The organism is Mycobacterium marseillense (assembly GCF_010731675.1).
In the GTDB taxonomy this organism is placed as follows: Bacteria; Actinomycetota; Actinomycetes; order Mycobacteriales; family Mycobacteriaceae; genus Mycobacterium; species Mycobacterium marseillense.
This window is the reverse complement of sequence record NZ_AP022584.1, coordinates 5,212,875-5,236,819: the sequence shown is the minus strand read 5'-3', so window position 1 is coordinate 5,236,819 and position 23,945 is coordinate 5,212,875. Positions and strand designations below refer to the sequence as shown.

At 67.3% G+C, this 23,945-nt stretch carries 22 protein-coding genes, 1 tRNA gene and 1 pseudogene; 10 read left to right on the top strand and 14 right to left on the bottom strand.

Annotated features, from left to right (window positions below; all coding sequences use genetic code 11):
* Window positions 1-25 precede the first annotated feature (25 nt).
* From thrC to argS, 4 genes are read right to left on the bottom strand one after another with little or no spacing between them, the layout of a single operon-like run.
* Entirely contained in the window at window positions 26-1,108 is a 1,083-nt protein-coding gene (gene thrC / locus G6N26_RS24470) for a threonine synthase (RefSeq protein ID WP_083020330.1), read from the bottom strand.
* The gene (locus G6N26_RS24465) at window positions 1,105-2,430 is read right to left on the bottom strand and encodes a homoserine dehydrogenase (RefSeq protein ID WP_083020331.1); all 1,326 of its coding nucleotides are present in this window, start codon (window positions 2,428-2,430) and stop codon (window positions 1,105-1,107) included. The genes thrC and G6N26_RS24465 overlap by 4 nt, the downstream gene beginning before the upstream one ends.
* 3 nt (window positions 2,431-2,433) lie before the next feature.
* Window positions 2,434-3,852: a diaminopimelate decarboxylase gene (gene lysA, locus G6N26_RS24460; protein WP_067176177.1), complete on the bottom strand. Its 1,419-nt coding sequence runs from the start codon at window positions 3,850-3,852 to the stop codon at window positions 2,434-2,436.
* Window positions 3,849-5,501, bottom strand: coding sequence for an arginine--tRNA ligase (gene argS, locus G6N26_RS24455; protein WP_083020332.1), 1,653 nt, complete (start codon window positions 5,499-5,501; stop codon window positions 3,849-3,851). The genes lysA and argS overlap by 4 nt, the downstream gene beginning before the upstream one ends.
* 115 nt (window positions 5,502-5,616) lie before the next feature.
* Here argS and G6N26_RS24450 point away from each other — a divergent pair.
* Both G6N26_RS24450 and G6N26_RS24445 read left to right on the top strand, forming a co-directional pair.
* Window positions 5,617-5,689: transfer RNA gene (locus tag G6N26_RS24450), tRNA-Arg, on the top strand.
* A gap of 276 nt (window positions 5,690-5,965) precedes the next feature.
* Complete coding sequence (locus tag G6N26_RS24445; RefSeq protein WP_083020333.1) at window positions 5,966-7,156, top strand: Fic family protein; 1,191 nt, start codon at window positions 5,966-5,968, stop codon at window positions 7,154-7,156.
* Window positions 7,157-7,237: 81 nt separating this feature from the next.
* Here G6N26_RS24445 and G6N26_RS24440 read toward each other — a convergent pair whose 3' ends face one another.
* The gene (locus G6N26_RS24440) at window positions 7,238-7,597 is read right to left on the bottom strand and encodes a hypothetical protein (RefSeq protein ID WP_067176191.1); all 360 of its coding nucleotides are present in this window, start codon (window positions 7,595-7,597) and stop codon (window positions 7,238-7,240) included.
* 195 nt (window positions 7,598-7,792) lie between these two features.
* Between G6N26_RS24440 and G6N26_RS24435 the strand changes: the two genes are divergently transcribed.
* Window positions 7,793-8,473, top strand: coding sequence for a glycoside hydrolase (locus G6N26_RS24435; protein WP_067176241.1), 681 nt, complete (start codon window positions 7,793-7,795; stop codon window positions 8,471-8,473).
* 15 nt (window positions 8,474-8,488) lie between these two features.
* On the opposite strand, the gene G6N26_RS24430 is transcribed toward G6N26_RS24435, so the two are convergent.
* Both G6N26_RS24430 and G6N26_RS24425 read right to left on the bottom strand, forming a co-directional pair.
* Complete coding sequence (locus G6N26_RS24430; protein WP_263643936.1) at window positions 8,489-8,998, bottom strand: Rv2253 family sensor-like surface protein; 510 nt, start codon at window positions 8,996-8,998, stop codon at window positions 8,489-8,491.
* A 76-nt stretch (window positions 8,999-9,074) separates the two neighbouring features.
* Window positions 9,075-9,554, bottom strand: coding sequence for an NUDIX domain-containing protein (locus G6N26_RS24425; protein ID WP_225323287.1), 480 nt, complete (start codon window positions 9,552-9,554; stop codon window positions 9,075-9,077).
* 119 nt (window positions 9,555-9,673) lie between these two features.
* On the opposite strand from G6N26_RS24425, the gene G6N26_RS24420 reads away from it, so the two are divergent.
* Together G6N26_RS24420 and G6N26_RS24415 are read left to right on the top strand one after the other, a co-directional pair.
* The gene (locus G6N26_RS24420; protein ID WP_067176198.1) at window positions 9,674-10,045 is read left to right on the top strand and encodes a nuclear transport factor 2 family protein; all 372 of its coding nucleotides are present in this window, start codon (window positions 9,674-9,676) and stop codon (window positions 10,043-10,045) included.
* 194 nt (window positions 10,046-10,239) lie between these two features.
* The gene (locus G6N26_RS24415) at window positions 10,240-11,958 is read left to right on the top strand and encodes a potassium channel family protein (protein ID WP_083020334.1); all 1,719 of its coding nucleotides are present in this window, start codon (window positions 10,240-10,242) and stop codon (window positions 11,956-11,958) included.
* Between the two features lie 16 nt (window positions 11,959-11,974).
* Here G6N26_RS24415 and G6N26_RS24410 read toward each other — a convergent pair whose 3' ends face one another.
* Both G6N26_RS24410 and G6N26_RS24405 read right to left on the bottom strand, forming a co-directional pair.
* On the bottom strand, window positions 11,975-12,841 hold the full coding sequence (locus G6N26_RS24410; RefSeq protein ID WP_083020335.1) for a tetratricopeptide repeat protein: 867 nt from the start codon (window positions 12,839-12,841) through the stop codon (window positions 11,975-11,977).
* A 56-nt stretch (window positions 12,842-12,897) separates the two neighbouring features.
* Complete coding sequence (locus tag G6N26_RS24405; RefSeq protein ID WP_083020336.1) at window positions 12,898-13,776, bottom strand: LLM class flavin-dependent oxidoreductase; 879 nt, start codon at window positions 13,774-13,776, stop codon at window positions 12,898-12,900.
* A gap of 57 nt (window positions 13,777-13,833) precedes the next feature.
* On the opposite strand from G6N26_RS24405, the gene G6N26_RS24400 reads away from it, so the two are divergent.
* The gene (locus G6N26_RS24400) at window positions 13,834-14,256 is read left to right on the top strand and encodes a VOC family protein (protein WP_067176247.1); all 423 of its coding nucleotides are present in this window, start codon (window positions 13,834-13,836) and stop codon (window positions 14,254-14,256) included.
* Between the two features lie 46 nt (window positions 14,257-14,302).
* The gene (locus tag G6N26_RS24395; protein ID WP_083020337.1) at window positions 14,303-14,692 is read left to right on the top strand and encodes a VOC family protein; all 390 of its coding nucleotides are present in this window, start codon (window positions 14,303-14,305) and stop codon (window positions 14,690-14,692) included.
* 17 nt (window positions 14,693-14,709) lie between these two features.
* On the opposite strand, the gene G6N26_RS24390 is transcribed toward G6N26_RS24395, so the two are convergent.
* The 5 genes and pseudogenes from G6N26_RS24390 to G6N26_RS24370 all read right to left on the bottom strand — a co-directional run bounded on the left by G6N26_RS24390 (window position 14,710) and on the right by G6N26_RS24370 (window position 19,983).
* Window positions 14,710-15,195: an Rrf2 family transcriptional regulator gene (locus G6N26_RS24390; protein WP_067176214.1), complete on the bottom strand. Its 486-nt coding sequence runs from the start codon at window positions 15,193-15,195 to the stop codon at window positions 14,710-14,712.
* A 58-nt stretch (window positions 15,196-15,253) separates the two neighbouring features.
* A complete protein-coding gene (cysC, locus tag G6N26_RS24385; protein ID WP_083020338.1) occupies window positions 15,254-17,104 on the bottom strand; it encodes an adenylyl-sulfate kinase in 1,851 nt (616 codons plus the stop codon).
* Window positions 17,104-18,033, bottom strand: coding sequence for a sulfate adenylyltransferase subunit CysD (cysD, locus tag G6N26_RS24380; RefSeq protein ID WP_083020339.1), 930 nt, complete (start codon window positions 18,031-18,033; stop codon window positions 17,104-17,106). The genes cysC and cysD overlap by 1 nt, the downstream gene beginning before the upstream one ends.
* 173 nt (window positions 18,034-18,206) lie before the next feature.
* Window positions 18,207-19,405: pseudogene (locus G6N26_RS26635) on the bottom strand (IS30 family transposase).
* Window positions 19,406-19,491: 86 nt separating this feature from the next.
* On the bottom strand, window positions 19,492-19,983 hold the full coding sequence (locus G6N26_RS24370; RefSeq protein WP_083020274.1) for a beta-class carbonic anhydrase: 492 nt from the start codon (window positions 19,981-19,983) through the stop codon (window positions 19,492-19,494).
* Window positions 19,984-20,195: 212 nt separating this feature from the next.
* Between G6N26_RS24370 and G6N26_RS24365 the strand changes: the two genes are divergently transcribed.
* The 3 genes from G6N26_RS24365 to G6N26_RS24355 are packed head-to-tail and all read left to right on the top strand — an operon-like array spanning window position 20,196 to window position 23,928.
* Complete coding sequence (locus G6N26_RS24365; protein ID WP_067176224.1) at window positions 20,196-21,173, top strand: ABC transporter permease; 978 nt, start codon at window positions 20,196-20,198, stop codon at window positions 21,171-21,173.
* Between the two features lie 47 nt (window positions 21,174-21,220).
* On the top strand, window positions 21,221-22,096 hold the full coding sequence (locus G6N26_RS24360) for an ABC transporter permease (protein WP_095578136.1): 876 nt from the start codon (window positions 21,221-21,223) through the stop codon (window positions 22,094-22,096).
* Window positions 22,093-23,928 (top strand): dipeptide ABC transporter ATP-binding protein, encoded by a 1,836-nt coding sequence (locus G6N26_RS24355; protein ID WP_083020272.1) that lies wholly within the window; start codon window positions 22,093-22,095, stop codon window positions 23,926-23,928. Before G6N26_RS24360 ends, G6N26_RS24355 begins: the two co-directional genes overlap by 4 nt.
* Window positions 23,929-23,945 lie beyond the last annotated feature (17 nt).

The window sequence follows — 23,945 nt, the reverse complement described above, 5'->3', positions numbered from 1 at the left end:
CCCTTCGTTGCGCAAGCTTCCAGCACTAGGCCAACCCCAGCTTTTCGACCACCAGGACCGGGTCGACCGGCAGCGCAGTCACGGTGGGCATATCGCGTAGTGCCGTATCGGGGTCCTTGAGGCCGTTGCCCGTCACCGTGCACACGACCGTCGACCCGCGGGCCACCCAGCCGTCGTCAACGGCCTTGAGTAGACCCGCGATGCTGGCCGCCGAAGCGGGTTCGACGAAGACGCCTTCGGACTCGGCCACCAGGTGGTAGGCGGCCAGGATCTCTTCGTCGGTGGCCGCCAGGAAGCGGCCGTTGGATTGCTGCTGCGCGTCCACCGCGGCCGTCCACGAGGCGGGCGCGCCGATGCGGATCGCGGTCGCGATCGTTTCCGGGTTCTTGACCGGCGCACCGTTTACCAGGGGGGCCGCACCGGCCGCCTGGGTGCCCAGCATGCGCGGCAGTTTGTCGATCAGGCCCTCGTGGTGGTATTCGGTGTATCCCTTCCAGTACGCGGTGATGTTTCCCGCGTTGCCGACCGGAAGGGCGTGCACGTCCGGCGCGACGCCGAGCGCGTCGACGATCTCGAAGGCCGCCGTCTTCTGGCCCTCGATGCGCACCGGGTTCACCGAGTTGACCAACGAGATCGTCGGAAAGTCGGCGGCCATCTTGCGGGCCAGTTCCAGGCAGTCGTCGAAGTTGCCGTCGATCTGAATGATCTTGGCGCCGTGCATCACCGCCTGCGCCAGCTTGCCCATGGCGATCTTGCCCTGCGGGATCAGCACCGCGCAGGTGATGCCGGCGCGGGCGGCATACGCCGCCGCCGACGCCGAGGTGTTGCCGGTCGAGGCGCACAACACGGCCTGCTGGCCGCGCGCCAACGCGTCGGTGACCGCCATCGTCATACCCCGGTCTTTGAAGGAGGCGGTGGGGTTGAGGCCCTCGACCTTGAGATGGACTGTGCAGCCGGTCTTTTCCGACAGGCGCGTCGCCGCGATCAGCGGGGTGCCGCCCTCGAGCAGGGTGACCGGGGTCCAGTCGTCGCCCACGGGCAGCCGGTCCCGGTAGGCCTCGATGAGGCCGGGCCAGGGTTGATGGACGGCGGTGCGCGGCGCGCTCATAGGGTGGTCCCTTCCAATCGCAGCACGCTTGTCACGCTCTGCACGGCATCGAGATCGGCGAGCGCGTCGACGGTTTCGGACAGCGCGGCGTCGGTGGCGCGGTGGGTGACCACGACGATGCGGGCCCCCACCCGTCGTCCGCCCTCGTCCGCGACGCCCTCCTGCCGCACCTCGGCGATGCTGACCTCGCGCTTGGCGAATTCCGCGGCTACCGAGGACAACACGCCGGGCTTGTCCGCCACGTTCATGCTGACGTAGTAGCGGGTGGAGATCAAACCCATTGGGGCGACGGGGAGTTGGGCGTACTTGGATTCCTTCGGCCCGCGGCTGCCCAGCACCCGGTTGCGTGCGGCCATCACCAGGTCACCGGCCACGGCGGACGCGGTCGGCGCGCCGCCGGCGCCCTGGCCGTAGAACATCAGCCTTCCGGAGGCCTTGGCTTCGACCACGACCGCGTTGAATGCGCCGTTGACCGTGGCCAGCGGATGCGACAGCGGCACCAGTGCCGGGTAGACGCGCGCCGAGACCCGTTCCTGGCCATCGTCGCCCGTGATGCGCTCGCAGATGGACAGCAGCTTGATGGTGCAGCCCAGCGCCCGGGCTGATTCGAAGTCGGCTGGGGTGACCTTGGTGATGCCCTCGCGGTAGACGTCGTCGGCGGTCACCCGGGTGTGGAACGCGATGGACGCCAGGATCGCGGCCTTGGCCGCGGCGTCGTAGCCCTCGACGTCGGCGGTGGGGTCGGCCTCGGCGTAGCCCAGCGCGCTGGCCTCGGCCAGCGCGGTGTCGTAGTCGGCGCCGGTGCTGTCCATCGCGGACAAGATGTAGTTCGTGGTGCCGTTGACGATGCCGGCGACCCGCAGCACGGTGTCACCGGCCAGTGACTGGGTGAGCGGCCGGATGACGGGAATGGCGCCCGCGACCGCGGCCTCGAAATACAAGTCGACATGCGCACTTTCGGCTGCCTGCGCCAACTCGCCGGTGGAGATGGACAGCAGCGCCTTGTTCGCCGTGACAACCGACTTGCCGTGCTCGAGGGCGCACAGGATCGCCTTGCGGGACGGCTCGACCGGCCCCATGAGCTCCACGACGATGTCGACGTCGTCGCGTGCGGCGAGACCTTCGATGTCGTCGGTGAGCAGCTCGGCGGGGACGCCGCGGTCGTCGGCGACGCGGCGCACTCCGACGCCACGGAGCACCAGGGGCGCACCGACACGAGCCGCGAGGTCATCGGCGCTGTCCTCGATGATTCGGACAACTTCGCTTCCGACGTTGCCCAACCCGAGTACCGCTACACCGACCGGCTTTTCGTCACGGGGCACAGTTCACCTCACTTCCAGACTCAGTAGATCGTCGACCGTCTCGCGGCGCAGGAGCAGGCGCGCGCGCCCGTCACGCACCGCGACGACGGCGGGACGGCAGATCATGTTGTAACGACTCGACAATGAGTAGCAGTAGGCGCCCGTCGCGGCCACCCCGATCAGGTCGCCGGGATGCAGATCACCGGGCACCCACGTGTCGCGCACGACGATATCGCCGCTCTCGCAATGCTTTCCGACGACGCGCGCCAGCTCTGCGGGCGCATCGCTGAGTCGGGAGACCAGCCGGGCGTCGTATTGGGCGTCGTAGAGCGCGGTGCGGATGTTGTCGCTCATGCCGCCGTCGACGCTGACGTAGCGCCGGTGAGCCGTGGCACTGACGTCCACGTCCTTGACGGTGCCCACCTCGTAGAGGGTGATGGTGCCGGGTCCGGCGATGGCACGTCCGGGCTCGACCACCAGCCGGGGTGTCGGCAGCCCGACGGCCTCCGACTCGTTCTTCACGATCGCGCTCAGCTTGCCGGCCAATTCGTCCATCGGCGGCGGGTCGTCCGCTGCCAGGTACGAGATACCAAGTCCGCCACCGAGGTCCACGGTGGAGATCTGCGCGGCCTTCTCGACACCGAATTGCTCGACGGCCTCGTGCAGCAGGCCGAGGACACGGCGCGCGGCAAGTTCGAAGCCGTCGACATCGAAGATCTGCGAACCGATGTGGCTGTGCAGACCGACCACCCGGAGGTGTTCGGTTTCGAATACCCGGCCGATGGCGGCCAGCGCCGCGCCGCTGGCCACGGACAGCCCGAACTTCTGGTCCTCGTGCGCGGTCGAGATGAACTCGTGGGTGTGCGCTTCGACACCGACGGTGAGACGGACGAAGACGTCCTGGACGATGCCCGCCTCGCCGGCAATGGTGTTCAGCCGCTCGATCTCGGTCATCGAGTCCAAAACGACATGGCCGACACCGGCTTTGACGGCCGCGGTCAACTCCGCGACCGATTTGTTGTTGCCGTGGAAGGTGATTCGCTCAGGAGGGAAGTTGGCGTGCAGCGCAACGGCCAACTCGCCGCCGGTGCACACGTCGAGCGACAGGCCCTCCTCGTCGATCCAGCGGGCGATCTCGCTGCACAGGAAGGCCTTGGCCGCGTAGTGGACGTTCTTGCCACCGCCGAACGCCGACGCGATCTCTCGGCAGCGGGAGCGGAAGTCGTCCTCGTCGACGACGAACAGTGGGGTCCCGTACTCCTGGGCGAGGTCGGTCACTGCGACCCCCGCGATGCTGGCGACGCCGGCGTTGTCGCGAGCCGTGTTGCGGGGCCACACGTTTGGCGCCAGCAGCAGCAGCTCCTCGGCGGATTGGGGCCGTGGCGGGCTTTCGGCGTGGCGGGTCTCTTCGGCGTGCCGGGGTCCGGCGGGATGAACGTTCACATTCGCTCCGGGGCAGTGACGCCGAGGATCGCCAGGCCGTTGGCGATCACCTGGCGGGTCGCTTGGCACAGCGCCAGGCGCGCGGTGTGCAGATCGGTGGGTTGCTCGTCGCCCTGCGGCAGCACCCGGCAGGAGTCGTAGAACCGGTGGTAGTCGCCCGCGAGGTCTTCCAAGTAGCGGCAGATCCGGTGCGGTTCGCGCAACGACGACGCCGTCGTGAGCACCCGGGGGAATTCGCCGAGGGTGCGCAGCAGCGCCCCCTCCTTGTCGTGGTCGAGCAGCCCGAGGTTGCCGGTGTCGGCGATCAGGCCGAGTTCGGCGGCGTTGCGGGCCAGCGCCGAGAGCCGGGCGTGCGCGTATTGCACGTAATAGACCGGGTTTTCGTTGGACGCCGACGACCACAGCGCCAGGTCGATGTCGATCGGGGTGTCCACCGAGGACCGGATCAGGCTGTAGCGCGCGGCGTCGACGCCGATCGCCTCGACGAGATCGTCGAGCGTGAGCACGGTTCCGGCGCGCTTGCTCATCCGGACCGGCTGGCCGTCGCGGACCAAGTTGACCAGCTGGCCGATGAGCACCTCGACGGTGGCCGGGTCGTCGCCGAGGGCCGCCGCCACGGCCTTGAGGCGGGCGATGTACCCGTGGTGATCGGCGCCGAGCATGTAGATGCACAGGTCGAAGCCGCGGTGCCGCTTGTCCAGGTAGTAGGCAATGTCACCGGCGATGTAGGCCGGTTTTCCGTCGCTTTTGATCACGACGCGATCCTTGTCATCGCCGAAAGCGCTGGCGCGCAACCATGTTGCGCCGTCCTTCTCGTAGATGTTGCCGGTCTCGCGCAGCTTGGCGAGGGCCTCGTCGACCCGGCCGCTGGTGTGCATCGCGTCTTCGTGGGTGTAGACGTCGAAGTCGGTGCCGAATTCGTGCAACGACTCCTTGATGTGGGTGAACATCAGGTCGACGCCGATGGCGCGGAAGGTCTCGTGCATCTCGGGGCCGGGCAGGCGCAGCGCGTCGGGCGCCTTCTGCATGATCTGGGCGGCGATGTCGTTGATGTAGGCGCCGGCGTAGCCGTCTTCCGGGGTGGGTTCGCCTTTGGCCGCGGCGATCAGTGAGCTCGCGAACCGGTCGATCTGGGCGCCGTGGTCGTTGAAATAGTATTCGCGCACCACGTCGGCGCCCTGCGTGGACAGGAGCCGGCCGAGCGCGTCGCCGACCGCGGCCCAGCGGGTTCCGCCGATGTGGATCGGGCCGGTCGGGTTGGCCGAGACGAATTCCAGGTTGATGTGCTGGCTGCCCAGCGCGTCGGAGTGGCCGTAGCGAGCACCGGCGTCGAGGACGTTGTTGACGACGACCGCCTGCGCCGACGCCTCGAGGCGCAGGTTGATGAAGCCAGGTCCGGCCACCTCCGCAGACGCGATGCCGTCGGCCTGCGCGAGCGCCTCGGCGAGCCATCCGGCCAGCTCACGGGGGTTGGTGCCCACCTTTTTGCCCAGCTGCATCGCCAGGTTGCTGGCGTAATCGCCGTGCTCGGGATTGCGGGGCCGCTCGACGGTCACCGTCGCCGGCAGCACGGCAGCGTCCAGCCCACGCTCGGCCAGCACCGCGGCGGCGGTGTTTTTGAGCAGCTCAGCGAGGTCAGCGGGGGTCACGAGCGTCCATCCTATTGGCTGGGGTGCCCGCGCCCCGAATCCATTGCGGTGGCGGGGCAGCCGCCCGGATGCGTTAGTCTGTCGGAGCCCAATGGTGCAACGACAAAGTTGTAGCGCCCCCGTAGCTCAGGGGATAGAGCGTCTGCCTCCGGAGCAGAAGGCCGCAGGTTCGAATCCTGCCGGGGGCACCGCTGTTATCGCAGGCCAGATTCGTTTCGGCCGTTTCAGCCCGCCTCTTTCTCAGGCGTCGTCAGATTGTTTGCTTAACCACCACGCAAAGCCCCGAGGGTCGCGCGCCCGAAGCGACGCCACATCTGTAAGTGAAGCCGATGGACGCTGCTAGCGTCACATAAGCGCGCAAGTGAGGTCAAAGCGCAATCGCGCCCTCACTTAACCCCACCTGGCGCGACAATGCCTCGCTAAGTGAGGTGAACCGTCATCATTAACTTCACTTAATCATTTAAATGAGGTTAAATGGAGCGGTGACTTCACTTCGCCCCCTCGCCTACGAGGACGTCCGTTGGGAACCGCGGGGGGTGCGGTACGCAAGCGCGACGCTGCCGAAGTACGGCACCTACCACCCCGCCGTGCCGGCCAAGATTGCCGACCTGGTCCTGGACTTACCCGCGCTCGTCTTGGCGGAAGCCGAATCCGCCAGCCGCGAGATCACGCGTTTCGACGCCGAGCTCGGAGGCGAGATCGCACCGTTTGCCGCCGTGTTGCTGCGGTCGGAATCCGCCGCCAGCTCGGAGATCGAGAACCTCAGCGCATCAGCCCGGGCTATCGCGGAGGCCGAACTGCCCGGCGGCAGGGCCAAGCGCAACGCCGAGATGATCGTCGCCAACACCGCCGCGATGCAGGCAGCGGTCGCACTGTCCGACACCGTTGACGCCGACGCCATCCTGACGATGCACCGCGCGTTGATGGCCAACGAGCCACGCCATACGCCAGGCGAATTCCGCACGGAGCCAGTGTGGATCGGCGGCGGTTCCACTCCCATCGGCGCGACATTCGTCGGCCCGCGCCACGAGCTCATTCCCGGCGCGATCGGCGACCTGATCGCCTTCGCGCAGCGCGCCGACGTCGCCCCGTTGCCGCAGATCGCGGTGGCCCATGCACAGTTCGAGACGATTCATCCCTTCACCGACGGGAACGGACGAACGGGCCGCGCACTGGTGCAAGCCATGCTGCGCAACAAGGGCCTCACACGCCAGGTGACGGTGCCGGTCTCGGCCGGGCTGCTGGCCGACACGAGGGCATACTTCGCCGCGCTGACTACCTACCACGACGGCGACGCCGCGCCGATTGTCGAGCGCTTCTCGCGGGCCAGCGTCCTGGCTATCGCGAACGGGCGTCAGCTGGTCGCCGATCTTCGCGCTATCCGGGAGAGTTGGAAAGGCGTGATCACCGCGCGGTCCGACTCGGCGGTGTGGAAGGTCGCCGATCTGTTGAGCCGCCGCCCAGTCGTCAACGCTGCGCTACTGGCACAGGAACTCGGCATAGAGTCCACCAACGCTCATCGCTACCTCAACCCGCTCGCCAAGGCGGGAATCCTCGTCGAGACGACCAGTGGACCCCGCAACCGAGTGTGGCGTTCCCCTGAAGTGCTCGCCGCGCTCGACGCATTCGCCGAACGGGCCGGCCGGCGAGCCTGATTTCCGAGGGCGCTATTGCACTGTGGCACAACGCTAGAGAGCGTTACCTCGGTCGGCGGACGGCCATCTGGGCCAAATAAGTCAGTTGTCGGATTCGTCTGACTCGTCAGACTTTTTGGACTCGTCGGATTTCTCCGACTCCTCGGCCTCGCCGGAATCCTCGGAATCCTCGGGCTCGTCGGATTTCTCCGACTCCTCGGCCTTGCCGGAATCCTCGGAATCCTCGGGCTCGTCGGATTTCCCGGACTCCTTGGCCTTGTCGGCATCCCGGGCCTCGTCGAGCTTGTCCGCATACTTTGTCAGCAGCCCGGCCAGGTCGCGGGCCTCCTGAGCGGTCAACGAATCCTCGAATACGCGATCGTCGCTGTCAGAGACACGCTCGACATAGACCGCGGCGTCCTTGATGCCGACGTCCCATCGGCCCCCCTCGTGACGAACCATGTGTTGCCGCCTTTCGACTGGTGACTCGATCCCGAAGCTGACGCGCCGCGGCTGCGCGTTGTTTACCCACTTCCGCTGCAGTCCAGACGGTCAGCTTTGCTGAGCGACACGTTGCGGCCGATGAAATCCCGCCGGCGGCATCAGTGTTGTGCAAACACCGCCACACGCGTCACACGCGACATTAAGCTGCTGGCCGTGGGCGTGAAAGTGTTCACCAAGGGTGCTGGCCGATGGATGGCGGTCGCGGCGTCGCTCGTCGTCTCGGCCGCCATGATCCACGCCCAGGGCACCAAGCCACGGTGTTGCGTCGAGACACCGACGGCGGCCCCCACCAGCGCCGCGGCCACACCAACTCCGCGGCCGCCACACACCGCCAGTCCCGCCGAGGTGGAGGCGCTCACCGCGCTGGCACCACCGGCCCCCTCCGCCGGCCAGCAGTTCCAGCTCGCATTGCCCCACGGGGTCGCGTCCGAGGATCGGCTGCAGGTCAAAACCATCTGGGCGGCCCGCGTGATCGGGGTGCTCTTTCCCCAGATCAAGACGATCTACGGGTACCGGGAAGACCCGCTGCCGTGGCATCCCAAGGGGTTGGCGATCGACGTCATGATCCCGAACTTCCACACCCCCGAGGGCATCGAGCTCGGCAATCAGATCGCCGGGTATGCGCTGGCGAACGCGAAGCGGTGGGGCATCAACCACGTGATCTGGCGGCAGAAGATCTACCCGGGCGTCGGCGGGGGCAACTGGACGGCCGACCTGGGCTCAGAGACCGCCAACCACTACGACCACGTCCACATCGCCACCGACGGCGGCGGCTATCCGACCGGTCACGAGGTTTACTACATCGCGTCCATGACCAGCGCGCCGCCGGACTGATCGACGACGTCTCCGTCAGCCCGGCCCGGCGGTGAACGCCGCCACCGGCATTTCGACGGTGCCGCGGCACGGGCCGCCGTCGATGTCGGTGTGCCACACACCGCGCAACGATCCGTCCGCCTGCGGCGTGTAAAAGGCCCACGACCGCGCGGGGGCCCACACCTTCGGAACGCCTTCGCCCCTATAGCAATCCCATTGGAAGTCGAAGCGCTCCACCCATTTCGCCCCATCCCAGGTGTAGTGCGACGGCTGGGGCAGCGTCGGATTCTTGGGCGTGGGCCCGTCGGTGGCCGTGGCCACGCACGTCCCCGACGAGCATGCGGTGCTAAAGACGTAGTCGGCGCTGAAGGTGGGCTCGGCTTGCCGCGCGGCGACGCTGGTGCCGGATTTGCCGGCCGCGTACCGCACCAATGAGTATTTCCCGTTCCACGACGGCGACACCGCCTGCGCGCCGATCGCGGGCGTCCCCGCGACCGAGGCAGTCACGGCGACGAGCACCGCAACTACCCGAAACCTCGGTCGCATCGGTCAATAGTGGGCGTTCGATGACGCGGTGCGATCTCGGCGAGGACACGATCGCGGTGTTTCGCGGCGGTGGTCGTCAGCGCAACAGGAACAGGCCGTAGGCGGCGACCGACTGCGCGTCGGCGATGACTCCGCCGCGGATCATCCGCTCCACCTCGTCGCGCGCGAACCACGCGCTGCGCATGTCCTGCTCCTCGTGTTCGCGGTCGGCTTCGCCCTCGATGATCCCCGTGGCCAGAAACACCCGGCCGCGCTGACTCGTCATCCCCGGGGCCACGTCGAGCTCGCCGAGCACCTCGAACGTCGTTGCGCGCAACCCGGTTTCCTCGCGCAGCTCACGCTCGGCCAACTCGGCCGGCTCGACGTCGGCCAGGTCCGGAGCCGTGCCTTGCGGGAATTCCCACCGACGCTCCCCGACGGGGTAGCGGAACTGCTCGACCAACCGGAAGCGGTGCCCGTCGTAGGGCATCACGAGCGCGTAGGCCGGCTTGTCGACGACGCCGTACAGCCCCGTGCTGCCGTCCGGGCGGCGGATGTCATCCTCGCGCAGCACCATCCACGGATTCCGGTAGATCTCGCGACTCGCGAGGCATTCGATGAAAGTCACGCCGCCAGTATTGCCGTGAATACCGCAACCGAAGCGGCGGCCAGGGCAACGGAGTAGCGTCCCGATCCATGCCGTCCCCAGAAGCCATCACCGAGACCGTCAATCGCTACCTCGCGCTCGTCGCCACGGGCACCGCCGACGACATCGTGACCCTGTACGCCGCCGACGCCACCATCGAGGATCCGATCGGAGCCGATATCCGCCGCGGCCATGACGCCATCCGCGGGTTCTATGCGGGATTCCAAGACGCCAAGAAGGACACCGAGCTCGCCGAATTACGGGTCTCTGGCAGCGAAGCCGCCTTCCTATGGCACCTCACGCTCGACGCCGGTGACAGCCGCACCCGCATCTCCCCCATCTCGACGATGTCGTTCGACGCGGACGCCAAGATCACGTCGATGCGGGCGTTCTGGTCACCCGCTGACGTTCAGGTTCTGTAAGCCCATCGCCAAATGTGTTGGCATCTGGCGTGACTCGGGTTTACGCCCACGAGCGCAGCGCCGTCGGTCACATCCCGCCTCGGCGCAGCCTGCTGATTCGATGCGGGCTTGAGCACATGTCGCACTGGCGTCAATCGGCACGGTGCCCGATAGTCATAACAACAAGAGCGCCAGTGTCATCAGAGGTGGGGCTTATGGGTGACATCATCGTCAGCGGCGACGACGTGCTCGCGACCACGATCGCCAAGGAACTGAACCGCGCGGGCGCCACCGTCGTCAAGCTGCCGAGCGGGGAGCTCGCCGCCGCCGACCTTGCCCGAGCGAGCGCCATCGTCTGCGCCGGGCATGACGATGCGAAGAATCTCGAAAACGCCTTGCTGGCAAGGAAAACGAATCCAAATCTGCGCGTGGTCGCCCGGTTGGGCAACGACGTGCTGCGGGGTGCGGTCGCCGCCGACAACGGTCCCGGCGCCATCCTCGACGTCGCCGACCTCGCGGCACCCTCGGTCGTCGAGGCCTGCCTGGCGAGCAACACCCATCCGGTCGAGGCGGCCGGCATCGACTTTGTCGTGTCGGGGGCCGAGGCGCCGCGCGACGCGACCCTTCGAGAGATCTACGGCGACCTGGCGCCGGTGGCCGTGATCCACGGCAAGGACGCCGCCACCCCCGACGAGGTGGTGCCCTGTCCGGGCCGCGACCATCAAGTGCGCGCCGGTGATTGGACGGCCATGATCGGCAGCGCCGACGAGCTGGCCGCGCGCGGCATCAAGACGCCCCGGCCGACGGTGACACGCTCTCGTCGCTCGTGGGTGCGGCGGGCCTCGGACGCCGCACGCGCGATGCGCGACGACGTGAACCCCATGCTCTTCCCCGCCATGCTGCTCGCGCTCAGCCTGCTACTTGCGTCGACGATCGTCGTGCACTTCTCCTATACGAAGCCGCGCTTGTCCTGGTTGGACGCAATGTATTTCACCGCCGAGACCATCACCACCGTGGGATACGGCGAATTCACGTTCGCCCAACAATCCGCGTGGCTACGCATCTTCGCCGTCGCCCTGATGTTCGCCGGCGTGACCACCACGGCCCTGCTCGTCGCCTTCGTGGCGGACTTGCTCCTGTCGCGCCGCGTCCTGCAATCGGCCGGAGTCCGCCGCGCACGCCACCTGCGCGACCACATCATCGTGGTGGGACTGGGTTCCTTCGGCAGCCGCGTCGTCGGCGATCTGACGGCGGCCGGCTACGACGTCGCGGTCATCGAACGCGACGAGAACAACCGGTTCCTGTCGACCGCGGCCGAACTCGACGTGCCGGTGATCTTCGGGGACGCGACGCTGCGCCAGACGCTGGAGTCGGCGCGCGTCGACCGCGCCCGGGCGGTCGCCGTGCTGACCCAGGACGACATGGTCAACATCGAGATCGGCATCGTGCTGCGCGAGATGCTGGGCCCGCGGGTGATGCCGGAGGTCAACCGGCCCGACGTGCCGATCGTGCTGCGCATCTACGACCGCACCCTCGGCGACGCGGTGGCCAAGCGGTTCGGGTTCGAAAACGTCCGGTCGACGGTCGACCTGGCCGCCCCCTGGTTCATCGGCGCCGCGATGGGCCTGCAGGTGCTGGGCACGTTCTCGGTCGGGCAGCGCTCCTTCATGGTCGGCGCCATGCACGTGGCGCCCGGCAGCGAACTCGACGGGCTGCGCATGTTCGAAATGTCCACCCAAACCCGGGTCATCGCGATCACCCGCCGCGATACCCCGGTCGAGCTCCACCCGCGCCGGGACGCCTGGCTTCGCGGCGGCGACACCGTCTACCTCGTCGGGCCGTACCGCGAGTTGCTAGAGACGCTGCGCAAGGGGCAGCCACCGCAGGAGCCTGCGGTGGACGACGAGCGCCCGGCGGACAAAGCGGCGACCTGACTCCGGCGGATCCAGGTCAGGAAGCAGACCAGTCCGCTGGGGTGCCGGGTTGGTCCCCGGGGCGGCCATGCCGGGCGCACCATCCGGCTAGCTCCTGGCGGGCGGCGACGGTCACCGGGTGCTCGTCACCGAGGACGCGGGTCTCTTCCTCGACCAGCGCTTCCCAGGCGGCGACCCCGTCCGTCACGCCGGCCCGGTGCGGGGCCCAGAGCGTGTACATGTGCCGCGCCATGAGCAGGTGCACGTGGTCGCTTCCCAACTTGTCGCGCAGCTCCCCGATCAACCACTCCAGTTCGGTGATCGCCCCGGGGATGTCACCGCCGCGGCCCCGCCAGATCGCCAGCATCAACCGCGTCCCGAGGGTGTCGGCGTGGTCGTCGCCGAGCACCCGCCGCCGCGCGGCGAGCACGAGTTGGCCATCGGTCATGGCACCGGCGAAATCACCGGTCTCCCAGCGCTTCTCGGCGACCCTCTCGCGGGCCATCAGCGTGCTCTCGTGGTCGGCACCCAGAACGCGCTGTTCGTCGGCGACGAGCCGCGACCATTCGGACAGCGACGACACCGGGGGCTGCTGGCGAGCCGCCAGCAGGTGACGAGCGGTCAACGTGCTCACGTGATCGCGACCGAGCACCTCGACGAGATCGGGGATCAACCCTTCGAGGTCGGCGTAGACGGCGGCGTCCTCGCCGGCCCGCAGCTGCACGGTGGCCAGCGCCACCTTGAGCTCGAGGACGTTGGGATCGCGCTCCCCCAGCGTTGCCCGGCACAGGGTCACCAGCTCGTTGGCCTGCAGCGCGGCGCCGGCGAAATCGCCGTTGTTCGCGCACCGCGCCATCAGCCCGGTCATTTCGGCCAGCGGGGCGGGCAACTCCTGCTGCGTCATGACGCTAATGAAAACGCCGCGGCGCCGATGCGGCAATTCACCCTGAGTCGGACGAGCTAGAGCCGCGCGGCCACCTCCGCGGCGCGGCGGACCTGATCGACATCCGAGCTCGTCGGGATGAGCTGAACCTCGTCGGTGCCGATCTCCTCGAACCGGCGCAAGACCTCCAGCAGCTCGTCTTCGCTGCCGGCCCAGCCGGTCATCGGCGCCATGGCGTCGACGTATTCGGCCGGTATCCAGTTCATGTAGCGCCGCAGGTGGCTGTGCACCTGGGCGCGGGACTCCTCGGGCGGGCCGAACGCGAACCAGAACGAGGTGATGAGGTGGGGTTTGGGCTTGCCGGCGCGCGCCCAGGCGTCTCGCGTGACGTCGAACAGCTCGTTTTGCTTGGCGACGTCGAGGTCCAGGGTGGTGCCGGCGAGCCCGTCGGCCCACGCCGCGGCGCTGCGGATGGTCTTCGGACCGATACTGCCGACGAACAGCGGTGGACCACCGGGCTGCACCGGCGCCGGCCCGACGGGCAGCACCGAGTCGGTGGTCTTCTCCCCCGCCCAGACGCGCTTCATCACGGCCACCCGTTCGGCCATGCCGCGCATGGTCTGCGTGGCCGGGTCGGCGCTGACGGCGTGGTAATCCTCGTGCCGGCCGCCCACCCCGATGCCGACTGTCAACCGGCCGCCGCTGAGCATGTCGCCCGTCGCCAGACCCTTTGCCAACATGACCGGGTCGTGCAGTTGGGGCACGATCACGGTCGTCAACAGCCGCACCCGGTTCGTCCACGCGGCCAGCGCGCCCAGCAGCGTCAGGTTGTCCGGGTTGTCGAATGCGATGCGCTCGCCCCAGCACAGTGACGAGAACGGCCCCTCGTCAATGGTGCGTGCCCAGGTCTCGAGTACCGCCGCATCCAGATCCGGTTCCATCACCGGCATGGTCATCGCTATCTGCACGACGGCGATTCTGGCATGTTTAACATGCGGCCCATCAGTGGAACCATGGACCGGGTGGCGTTCACCAGTAGTTCCATCGCGCATGTCCGGCTGACGGTGACCGACATCGAGCGGTCGCGGCAGTTCTACGAGAGCGTGTTCGGCTGGCCGGTGTTGCTCGAGGTCCCCGACAACGCCGACGAGGCCACCCGCAACCAGTTGAGCTTTTTGTTCGGGGGTGTCATCTACGACCTCGGCGGCACGCTGCTCGGGCTGCGCCCGGTCGCCGCGGACCGCTTCGACGAGGATCGCGTCGGCCTCGACCACATCGCGTTCCGGCTCGCCAGCAGAGACGAATTGGATTCGGCGGCAGCACATCTCGACGAGCTCGGCGTCATCCATGAGCCCGTCAAGGACATCGGACCGTCCTACATCCTGGAGTTCCGCGATCCCGACAACATCGCCCTGGAGCTAACCGCCCCGAAATAGTGCGGCGTTGTCGGGCCGGGCGACCGGTGGTTGACTGGACAGAACTATGAGCATCAGTTTCAACCACACCATCGTCGCGTCACGCGACAAGCGGGAGTCCGCCGAGTTCCTCACCGAGCTGTTCGGGCTGCCCGGCCCAAAGCCGTTCGGCCACTTCATGGTTGTCGAACTCGAGCACGGCGCCAATCTGGACTACGCGGACGCCCCCGGGGGTGCGGACATCCCGCGTCAGCACTACGCCTTCTTGGTGTCCGAGCAGGAGTTCGACGCGATCTACGACAAGATCCGGTCGCGCGGCCTGCAGCACTGGGCCGATCCGGGCGCCCAGCGTCCCGGCGAGATCAACCACAATGACGGCGGGCGCGGGGTGTATTTCACCGATCCCTCCGGCCATGCCATGGAGATCCTCACCCGACCCTACGGGTCGGCCGGCTGAGCCGTTGACCGCGTTGCCTAGTCGCCGGCGCGCGCCGAGCCGTGCCGCTGGCTTTCCTGTTTCCGATAGTCGTCGGCCAGTTGCGCGACGTGCTTGGGCAGGCCGCCGGTGGCGACGTCGGCCAGGGTCGTCTGTTCGAGCACCGATCGCATGCTGGCCCGCAGCGCCCGCCAGACGTCGGTGAGCGCGGCGGTCGGCCCCGAATAGGGCAAGTCACCGAGTCCGATGTCACGGACGCTGGCCAGCGGCCCATCGATGCAGCGCAGCACGTCGGCGATGCTGATGTCGCTGCCGGAACGGGCCAATTCGTAGCCACCCTCGCGGCCGCGATGGCTGCGCACCAACCGGTCGGTGCGCAGGTTGGTCAGGATGTCGACGAGAAATTGCGGCGGGATGCCCTGAGCCTGGGCCAAGTCGTCGGTCTTCACCAGCGTCCCGTCGGGCGCCGTGGCGAGCTGGATCATCGCCCGCACGGCGTACTCCGCCTTCGCTGACATGCGCACTCTCAGGATTGTGCCATCCGGTGCGGGCTTTTCGGCGCAGCCGGGCGGGACCGGCGTGCTACCCGCGCGATTCGAGCAGGTCGAGGACCCGCTGCGCCTGCTCCTCGATGGTGCCGTCCGGCGTCAGCCGCAGGTCGGGATTCGCCGGCGGCTGATACGGACTGTCGATGCCGGTGAACTGGGTGATCTCGCCGGCGCGCGCCTTCGCGTACAGACCCTTGGGGTCACGCTTTTCGCATTCGTCGATGGGGGTGTCGCAGAAGACCTCGATGAAGTCGAATCCGGCGTCGGCGTGCACTTTGCGCGCCAATTCGCGTTGTTCGGCCAGCGGGCTGATCGCCGGCACCAGCACGACGTTGCCGCAGTCGGCGAGCAGCGCCGCCACATGCGCGAGCCGGCGCAGGTTTTCGGCGCGGTCGGCCATGCTGAAGCCCAGGTCGGCGTTCAAACCGTGCCGCAGGTTGTCCCCGTCGAGAACGTAAGCCAGAGACCCGCTTTCGAGCAGCTTCTGCTCGACCAGCATGGCTACCGACGACTTTCCGGAACCGGACAGGCCGGTGAACCACACCGTCTTGCCGCGGGACCTGGCCTCGGCGATGGCTGAGGGCTTGTGCCGCACCGTGTTTGGGCTCGCCGCCTGCGCCGACGCGTCGCGCAATACCATGCCGGCCGCCACGGTGCCGTTGGTGTGCGGATCGATGAGGATGAATGACCCGGTGCTGGGGTTGCGAGTGTACTCGTCGAGCAGCAGCGGAACCTGGGTGCGCAGCGAAATGCGGCCAAGCTCGTTGAGCTGCAACGCCGTCGCGGTTTTGTCGCGGTGCAGCGTGTTGACGTCGAGCCGGTAGTCGAGCGCGGTCACCTTGGCGTGCGTGGTGCGCGTGGTGTGCTTGATGACGTAATCGCGGCCGGGCTCGAGCGCCGCGCCGTCGGCCATCCAGCACACCGTCGCGTCGAACTCCTGCGCGACCCTGGGCTGGTTGTGCGTGCGGGCGATCAGATCCCCCCGCGAAATGTCGATCTCGTCGGCCAGGGACACGGAGACGGCCATCGGCGGGAACGCCTCTTCCACCGGGCCATTCGGGCCCTCGATCGCGGTGATGCGGGTGTGCTTGCCGACGGGCAGCACCACGACTTCATCCCCGGCGCGCATGACGCCGCTGGCGACGGTGCCCGCGTAGCTGCGGTGGTCCTGGTGTTCGCGCGTGTGCGGGCGGATGACGTACTGCACCGGGAACCGCACGTCGACCATGTTGCGATCACCGGCGATGTACACCTCTTCGAGGTGAGACAACAAGGACGGCCCGTCATACCACGGCGTCTGGTCCGACTTGGTCACCACGTTGTCGCCGTGCAGCGCGGACATCGGGATGGTGGCCACGTCGTGCACGTCCAACCGAGCGGCGAACGCGTGGAAATCGTCGCGGATCGCCTCGAATTTCTCTCTGTCCCAACCGATCAGGTCCATCTTGTTGACCGCAAGCACGATGTGCTGGATGCCCAGCAGGGACGCCAGGAAGGCGTGCCGGCGTGACTGCTCCAACAGTCCGTGCCGCGCATCGACGAGCACGATCACCAGCTGGGCGGTCGACGCTCCGGTGACCATGTTGCGGGTGTACTGGATGTGCCCGGGGGTGTCGGCGATGATGAATTTCCGCTTGGGAGTGGCGAAGTAGCGGTAGGCGACATCGATCGTGATTCCCTGCTCGCGTTCGGCCCGCAAGCCGTCGGTGACCAGCGCCAGGTCGGTGTAGTCGTGGCCGCGGTCCTTGGACGTCTGCTCCACCGCGGCCCACTGGTCTTCCATGACGGCCTTGGAGTCATAGAGCAGGCGACCGATCAGGGTGGACTTGCCGTCGTCGACGGAGCCTGCGGTTGCCAGGCGCAATAGCGTGGTGGGCGGGGCCATCAGAAGTATCCCTGTCGTTTGCGGTCTTCCATGCCGGCCTCCGAGATGCGGTCGTCGGCTCTGGTCGCCCCGCGTTCGGTGAGCCGGGACACGGCGGTCTCGGCGATGACCTCGTCGACGGTGGCGGCTTCGGATTCGACGCAACCCGTGCACGTGACATCACCGACGGTGCGGAAGCGCACTGTCGCCTCGAACACCGGCTCGTCGGCGTTCGGCTGCATGTTCCGGTCGACCGCCAGCAGCATGCCGTCACGGCGGAACACCTTGCGCCGGTGCGCGTAATAGATCGACGGCAGGGCGATGTTCTCGGCGCCGATGTAGGACCAGATGTCGAATTCGGTCCAGTTGGACAGCGGGAAGACCCGGATGTGCTCGCCCTTGTGATGCCGGCCGTTGTAGAGGTTCCACAGCTCGGGCCGCTGCGCCTTCGGATCCCATTGACCGAACTCGTCGCGGAAGCTGAACACGCGCTCCTTGGCGCGGGCCTTCTCCTCGTCGCGGCGCGCCCCGCCGAACGCGGCGTCGAACTTGTTCTCCCGGATGGCGCGCAGCAGGGTGACCGTCTGGATCGGATTGCGTCCCTGGCGCGGCTCGACCACCCGTCCGGCGTCGATGTCTTCCTGGACCGAGGCGACGACCAGGCGCACCCCGTGCTCGTTGACCAGCTCGTCGCGGGTCGCGATCACCTCGTCGAAGTTGTGCCCGGTGTCGACGTGCATCACCGGGAACGGCAACCGGCCGGGACGGAATGCCCGCAGCGCCAGGTGCAGCATGACGATAGAGTCCTTGCCGCCCGAGAACAGCAGCACCGGCCGTTCGAACTCGGCGGCCACCTCGCGGATGATGTGGATCGCCTCCGCCTCCAGCGAGCGCAGATGGCTCAATTCGTACTGTCCGACGGCGGGCGCCGTCTTCAGATCACTGGTCATAGCTTCCTTCGCTTGGCTAAAACCTGGCAGAACTGACCATATTTAGCATCTTAGCGATATATAAGACCAGCTGGCGCCGGGCCTGTCAACCTGGGGTGCTGGAGCGCCACCGAACGTGCACTGATGGTGGGAATCAGGCAGGCATTGTCAAGCGGTGAATGCAACATTTTGGGTTAGGCGGCTTGGTCGAGGAGGGCGGTTAGGCGTTGGGCCGGGGTATCGAGGTTCAGCGTGGGTCGGGGGCGTTGGTTGAGGGTGTCTTGGATTCGTCTGAGGTCAGCTTTGGTGTAACCGCTTAAGTCGCTGCCTTTTTCGAACCAGAATCGCAACAGGCGGTTGGTGTTTTCGTTGCTGCCTCGTTGCCACGGTGAGTGGGGATCGCAGAAGTAGACCGGAGCGGCCAGCTGTAGCTGGATGTCGCGCCAGCTAGCCATTTCGCTGCCACGATCCCAGGTGATCGAGCGGCGCAGGTGCTCGGGCAGTTCGCTCATTGCCTCGATCATCGCGGCGGCTACCGTGGCCGCGGTGCGGTCACCGGGCAGGTGCAGCAGGATCGTGAAGCGGGTGCTGCGCTCCACCAGGGTGCCGATTGCGCTGTTGTGGGGTCCCACGATCAAGTCGCCCTCCCAGTGGCCCGGCACGGCGCGGTCATCAGCCTCAGGTGGGCGATCAGCGATGGTGAATTCCTCACCGGCGCTAAACACCCACGACGATTGTCTGAGCCTCGATGCTTTCGTGCGGCCCGCTTCGTGGACAGGCATTTGTGCAGATCAGCGCGCAAACTGCCGCGAGTCTGCACATACAGGCACTGATAAATGGTTTCGTGGCTCACTTGTGCCAGCCTGTCACCGGGGTGATCGCGGGCCAACACCTCGGCGATCAGTTTCGGACTCCAGCCCTGATCCATCCAGCCTTCGATCATCGCGCACAACGGGTTATCGGCGAGCTTGAATTCCGGGCCGCCGCGCTTTCTGCGCGGCCGCGCATGCGCCATCAGAGCGTGGTAGTCGCCGTCGGCATTGCAGTTACGCCGAATCTCGCGGTAGATCGTTGTGCGGTCGCGACCCAGCCGCTCGGCGATGTCGGCGGCGCTGAGTCCGCCGTCGCGGCCGCGCATGATCTCCACGCGTTCGCTGACACTGAGCCGATGACCCGCTCCACCGGGCAAGGACATGTTGCCCGGCTTGAGCAGGCCACGTTGACCCCGGCCTCCGATATGCAGTTTCATCGCTCCAGCGTCACGCCACCACACCCACGCCCTGGTCGTTGACACGCCCATACCTTGAGCCGCCACAACCAGCGGGGCTCCCCGACATACCCGGTCGAACAACTCCCGACGCACCGCCGGCGAATGCGGAAAACCACTCGGCATCGCAACTCCTAAATCCACGGATGTTGCATTGACCGTATGAATCCGCCGCAGATTTTTCGCCGTGGCTACACGCTCGGCGCAGGCCTCTAGATCTTGACCTCGTTGAGCTTGCCCGTGGCTACGTCGAAGAAGAAGCCGCGCAGGGAGACGTGCTTGGTGACGAACGGATTGCCCTCGACGCGGCGCAGCGACTGCCGGACATCCTCGGCGACATCCGGGAAAGCTTCGGCCGCCCACGACGGCTTGATTCCGGTCTCCTCTTGGATGCCGCGCTTGAAGTCGTCGTCGGTGAACGTGAGCATGCCGCAGTCGGTGTGGTGAATCAGGATGATCTCCCGCGTTCCCAGCAGCCGCTGACTGATGGCCAGCGAGCGGATGACGTCGTCGGTGACGACTCCCCCGGCGTTGCGGATGACGTGGGCCTCGCCCTCGTTGAGGCCGAGGAGGCGATACACATCGAGCCGCGCATCCATGCACGCGACGACCGCCACATGTTTGCCCGGCGGCATCGGCAGCGGCCCCTTGAAGGTGCTCGCATAGTCGGCGTTGTTGGCCAGGAAATCATCGGTAACCGTCACGCAAGCCTCCTCGGCAGTGTCGCGGTAACAGGCGTGCCGCAATCGCCGCACGGTTCGGTACCGCGGTGGATGCTAACAACTGGTCACACGCGATTCACGCATGAGAATCACGCAGATTTGAAAGTCACCGAAGGCGCCGGCCGCTGCACGCGCGACGCCGTGTTGCCGGCTCGATAACCTGTCCCAATGCGACGTGGGCTGTGCGGACGGGTATGACTCGGTTTCTCGCACGCCGGTTGCTCAACTACATCGTGCTGCTGGCGCTGGCATCGTTTCTGACGTTTTGCCTGACGTCGGTCGCCTTCAAGCCGCTGGACAGCCTGTTGCAGCGCAACCCGCGCCCACCACAGGCCGTCATCGACGCCAAGGCCCACACGCTCGGCCTCGACGAGCCGATACCGATCCGCTACGCGCACTGGGCTTCACACGCCGTCCGCGGTGACTTCGGGAAGTCTGTCACCGGTCAGCCCGTCGGCGAGTCACTGTGGCGCCGCGTCGGAGTGACGTTGCGCTTGCTGGTGATCGGTTCGCTGGTGGGCACCGTCGCGGGCATCGCGGCCGGGGCGTGGGGGGCCATTCGGCAGTATCGACTCAGCGATCGTGTCGTCACCATGGTGGCTCTGCTGGTCCTGAGCACCCCGACGTTCGTGATCGCCAACCTGCTGATCCTGGCCGCGCTGCGGGTGAACTGGGCGGTGGGCCTGCAGATTTTCGACTACACCGGCGAGACCTCACCGGGTGTGTCCGGCGGGGCCGGCGCGCACTTGCTCGATCGGTTGCGGCATTTGGTGTTGCCGTCGCTGACCCTGGCGTTGGCGGCCGCGGCGGGATACAGCCGTTATCAGCGCAACGCGATGCTCGACGTCCTCGGCCAAGATTTCATTCGCACCGCGCGGGCCAAGGGGCTGACCCGCCGGCGCGCGCTGGTCAAGCACGGGTTGCGCACCGCGCTGATCCCGTTGGCCACCCTGTTTGCCTACGGGGTGGCCGGGTTGGTCACCGGAGCGGTGTTCGTGGAGAAGATCTTCGGCTGGCACGGCATGGGCGAATGGCTGGTGCAGGGCATCGCGACGCAGGACACCAACATCGTCGCGGCCATCACCTTGTTCTCCGGCGCGGTGGTATTGCTGGCCGGCCTGCTTTCCGACGTGTTCTACGCGGCTCTCGATCCGAGGGTCCGGGTGTCATGACAGCGCAGGCGAACACCGATGGCGCCCACGGGTTTTCGGGTCACGAAGTGGCGGGCTTCACCTCGCGCCGCGCCCTGGTGTTGCGCAGGTTTGCGCGCAATCGGTTCGCGGTGGCGTCGCTGACGGTGTTGGTCCTGCTGTTCGTCGGCTGTTACACGCTGCCCGCGGTGCTGCCCTATTCCTACGAGGACCTCGATTTCACCGCGCTGCTGCAGCCACCGAGCGCGCGCCACTGGCTGGGCACCAACGCGCTGGGCCAAGACCTGCTGGCGCAGATCCTGCGGGGAATGCAGAAGTCGATGCTGATCGGCGTCTGCGTCGCGGTCATCTCCACCGGCATCGCCGCCACCGTCGGGACGGTTTCGGGCTATTTCGGCGGTTGGCGCGACCGCGTGCTGATGTGGGTGGTCGACCTGCTGCTGGTGGTGCCCAGCTTCATCCTGATCGCCATCATGACGCCGCGCACCAAGGACTCGGCCAACATCGTGATGCTCGTTCTGCTGCTGGCCGGCTTCGGCTGGATGGTCAGCTCCCGCATGGTGCGCGGCATGACCATGAGTTTGCGCGAGCGCGAATTCATCCGCGCCGCACGGTATATGGGCGTGTCCAGCCGCCGCATCATCGTCGGTCATGTGGTACCCAACGTGGCCTCCATCCTGATCATCGACGCGGCGCTCAACGTCGCCTCGGCCATCCTGGCCGAAACCGGCCTGAGCTTCCTGGGTTTCGGTATCCAGCCACCCGATGTGTCGCTGGGCACTTTGATCGCCAATGGCACCCAGTCCGCGACCACGTTCCCGTGGGTGTTCCTGTTTCCCGCCGGAGTGCTGGTGCTGATCCTGGTGTGCGCCAACCGCACCGGTGACGGCCTGCGGGACGCGCTGGACCCCGGCAGCACGCCGGTGCGGGGCGGTGGCCGATGAGCCCGCTGCTCGAGGTGACCGACCTGGCCGTGACCTTCGGGACGGGCGCCGACCCGGTGACGGCGGTGCGGGGGGTGAACTACCGCGTCGAGCCGGGCGAAGTCGTCGCCATGGTCGGCGAATCCGGTTCGGGCAAGTCGGTTTCGGCGATGGCGGTCGTGGGCCTGTTGCCCGAGTACGCGCGGGTCCGCGGCTCGGTCCGGCTGCACGACACCGAGCTGCTGGGTCTGGACGACGACGCGATGTCGCGGTTCCGCGGCAAGACCGTCGGCATGGTGTTCCAGGATCCGATGTCGGCGCTCACACCCGTGTACACCGTCGGCGACCAGATCGCCGAGGCGATCGAGATTCACCAGCCGCGGCTGGGACGGAAATCGGCCCGACAGCGCGCGGTGGAACTGCTCGAGCTGGTGGGCATCGCCCAGCCGGAGCGACGCGCCCGCGCGTTTCCCCACGAGCTCTCCGGCGGCGAACGGCAACGGGTCGTCATCGCGATCGCGATCGCCAACGACCCGGATCTGTTGATCTGCGACGAGCCCACCACCGCACTGGATGTCACCGTGCAGGCGCAGATCCTCGACGTCCTCAAGACCGCGCGCGACGTCACCGGCGCCGGGGTGCTGATCATCACGCACGACCTCGGTGTGGTCGCCGAGTTCGCCGACCGCGCGCTGGTGATGTACGCGGGGCGGGTGGTCGAATCCGCCGGCGTGGGCGACCTTTACCGGGACCGCCGCATGCCCTACACCGTCGGGCTGTTGGGCTCGGTTCCACGGCTGGACGCCGCACAGGGCACCCGGTTGGTGCCGATCCCCGGCGCACCGCCGTCGTTGGCCGGGCTGGAGCCCGGCTGTCCCTTCGCCCCGCGCTGCCCGCTGGCGATCGATGAATGCCGGCTCGAGGAGCCGGAACTGCTTCCCGTCGGCGCCGATCATTTGGCGGCGTGCATCCGCACCGAACGGGTCGGCGGCCGCAGCGCCGCGGACATCTACGGCGTCAGCACCGCGGCACCGTCGGCGGAGCCCGGTGACTCGCCGATCGTCGTCCGGGTGCGTGACCTGACCAAGACCTACCGGCTGACGAAGGGCATGTTGCGCCGCCGGGTCGGCGAGGTGCGCGCCGTCGACGGCGTCAGTTTCGAGGTGCGGCAGGGCCGCACCCTGGGCATCGTCGGCGAGTCCGGTTCCGGGAAATCGACCACGTTGCACGAGATCTTGGAACTCACCGGGCCCGAATCCGGTTCGATCGAAGTCCTGGGCACCGACGTCACCACACTGAATGCGGCCGGCCGACGATCGCTGCGGCGCGACATTCAGGTCGTGTTCCAAGACCCGGTCGCCTCGCTGGACCCGCGCCTGCCGGTGTTCGAGCTTCTCGCCGAACCCCTGCGCGCCAACGGGTTCGACAAGGGCCGCACCAACGCGCGCGTCGCCGAGCTGCTCGAGATCGTGGGACTGCGCCGCGCCGACGCGATCCGCTACCCCGCCGAGTTCTCCGGCGGGCAAAAGCAGCGCGTCGGCATCGCCCGTGCGCTGGCGCTGCAACCGAAGATCCTGGCGCTCGACGAACCCGTCTCCGCGCTCGACGTGTCCATCCAGGCCGGGATCATCAACCTGTTGCTCGATTTGCAAGCGCTCTTCGGCTTGTCCTATCTGTTCGTCTCCCACGACCTTTCGGTGGTCAAGCACCTCGCCCACGACGTGGCTGTGATGCATGCCGGCACGATCGTCGAGCAGGGCGACAGCAGGCAGGTCTTCGAGGACCCGCAACACGAATACACCCGGCAGCTGCTGAACGCGGTGCCGCAACCGGATCCGGGCAAACGTGGCTAGTCGCGGTATCCGTTTCG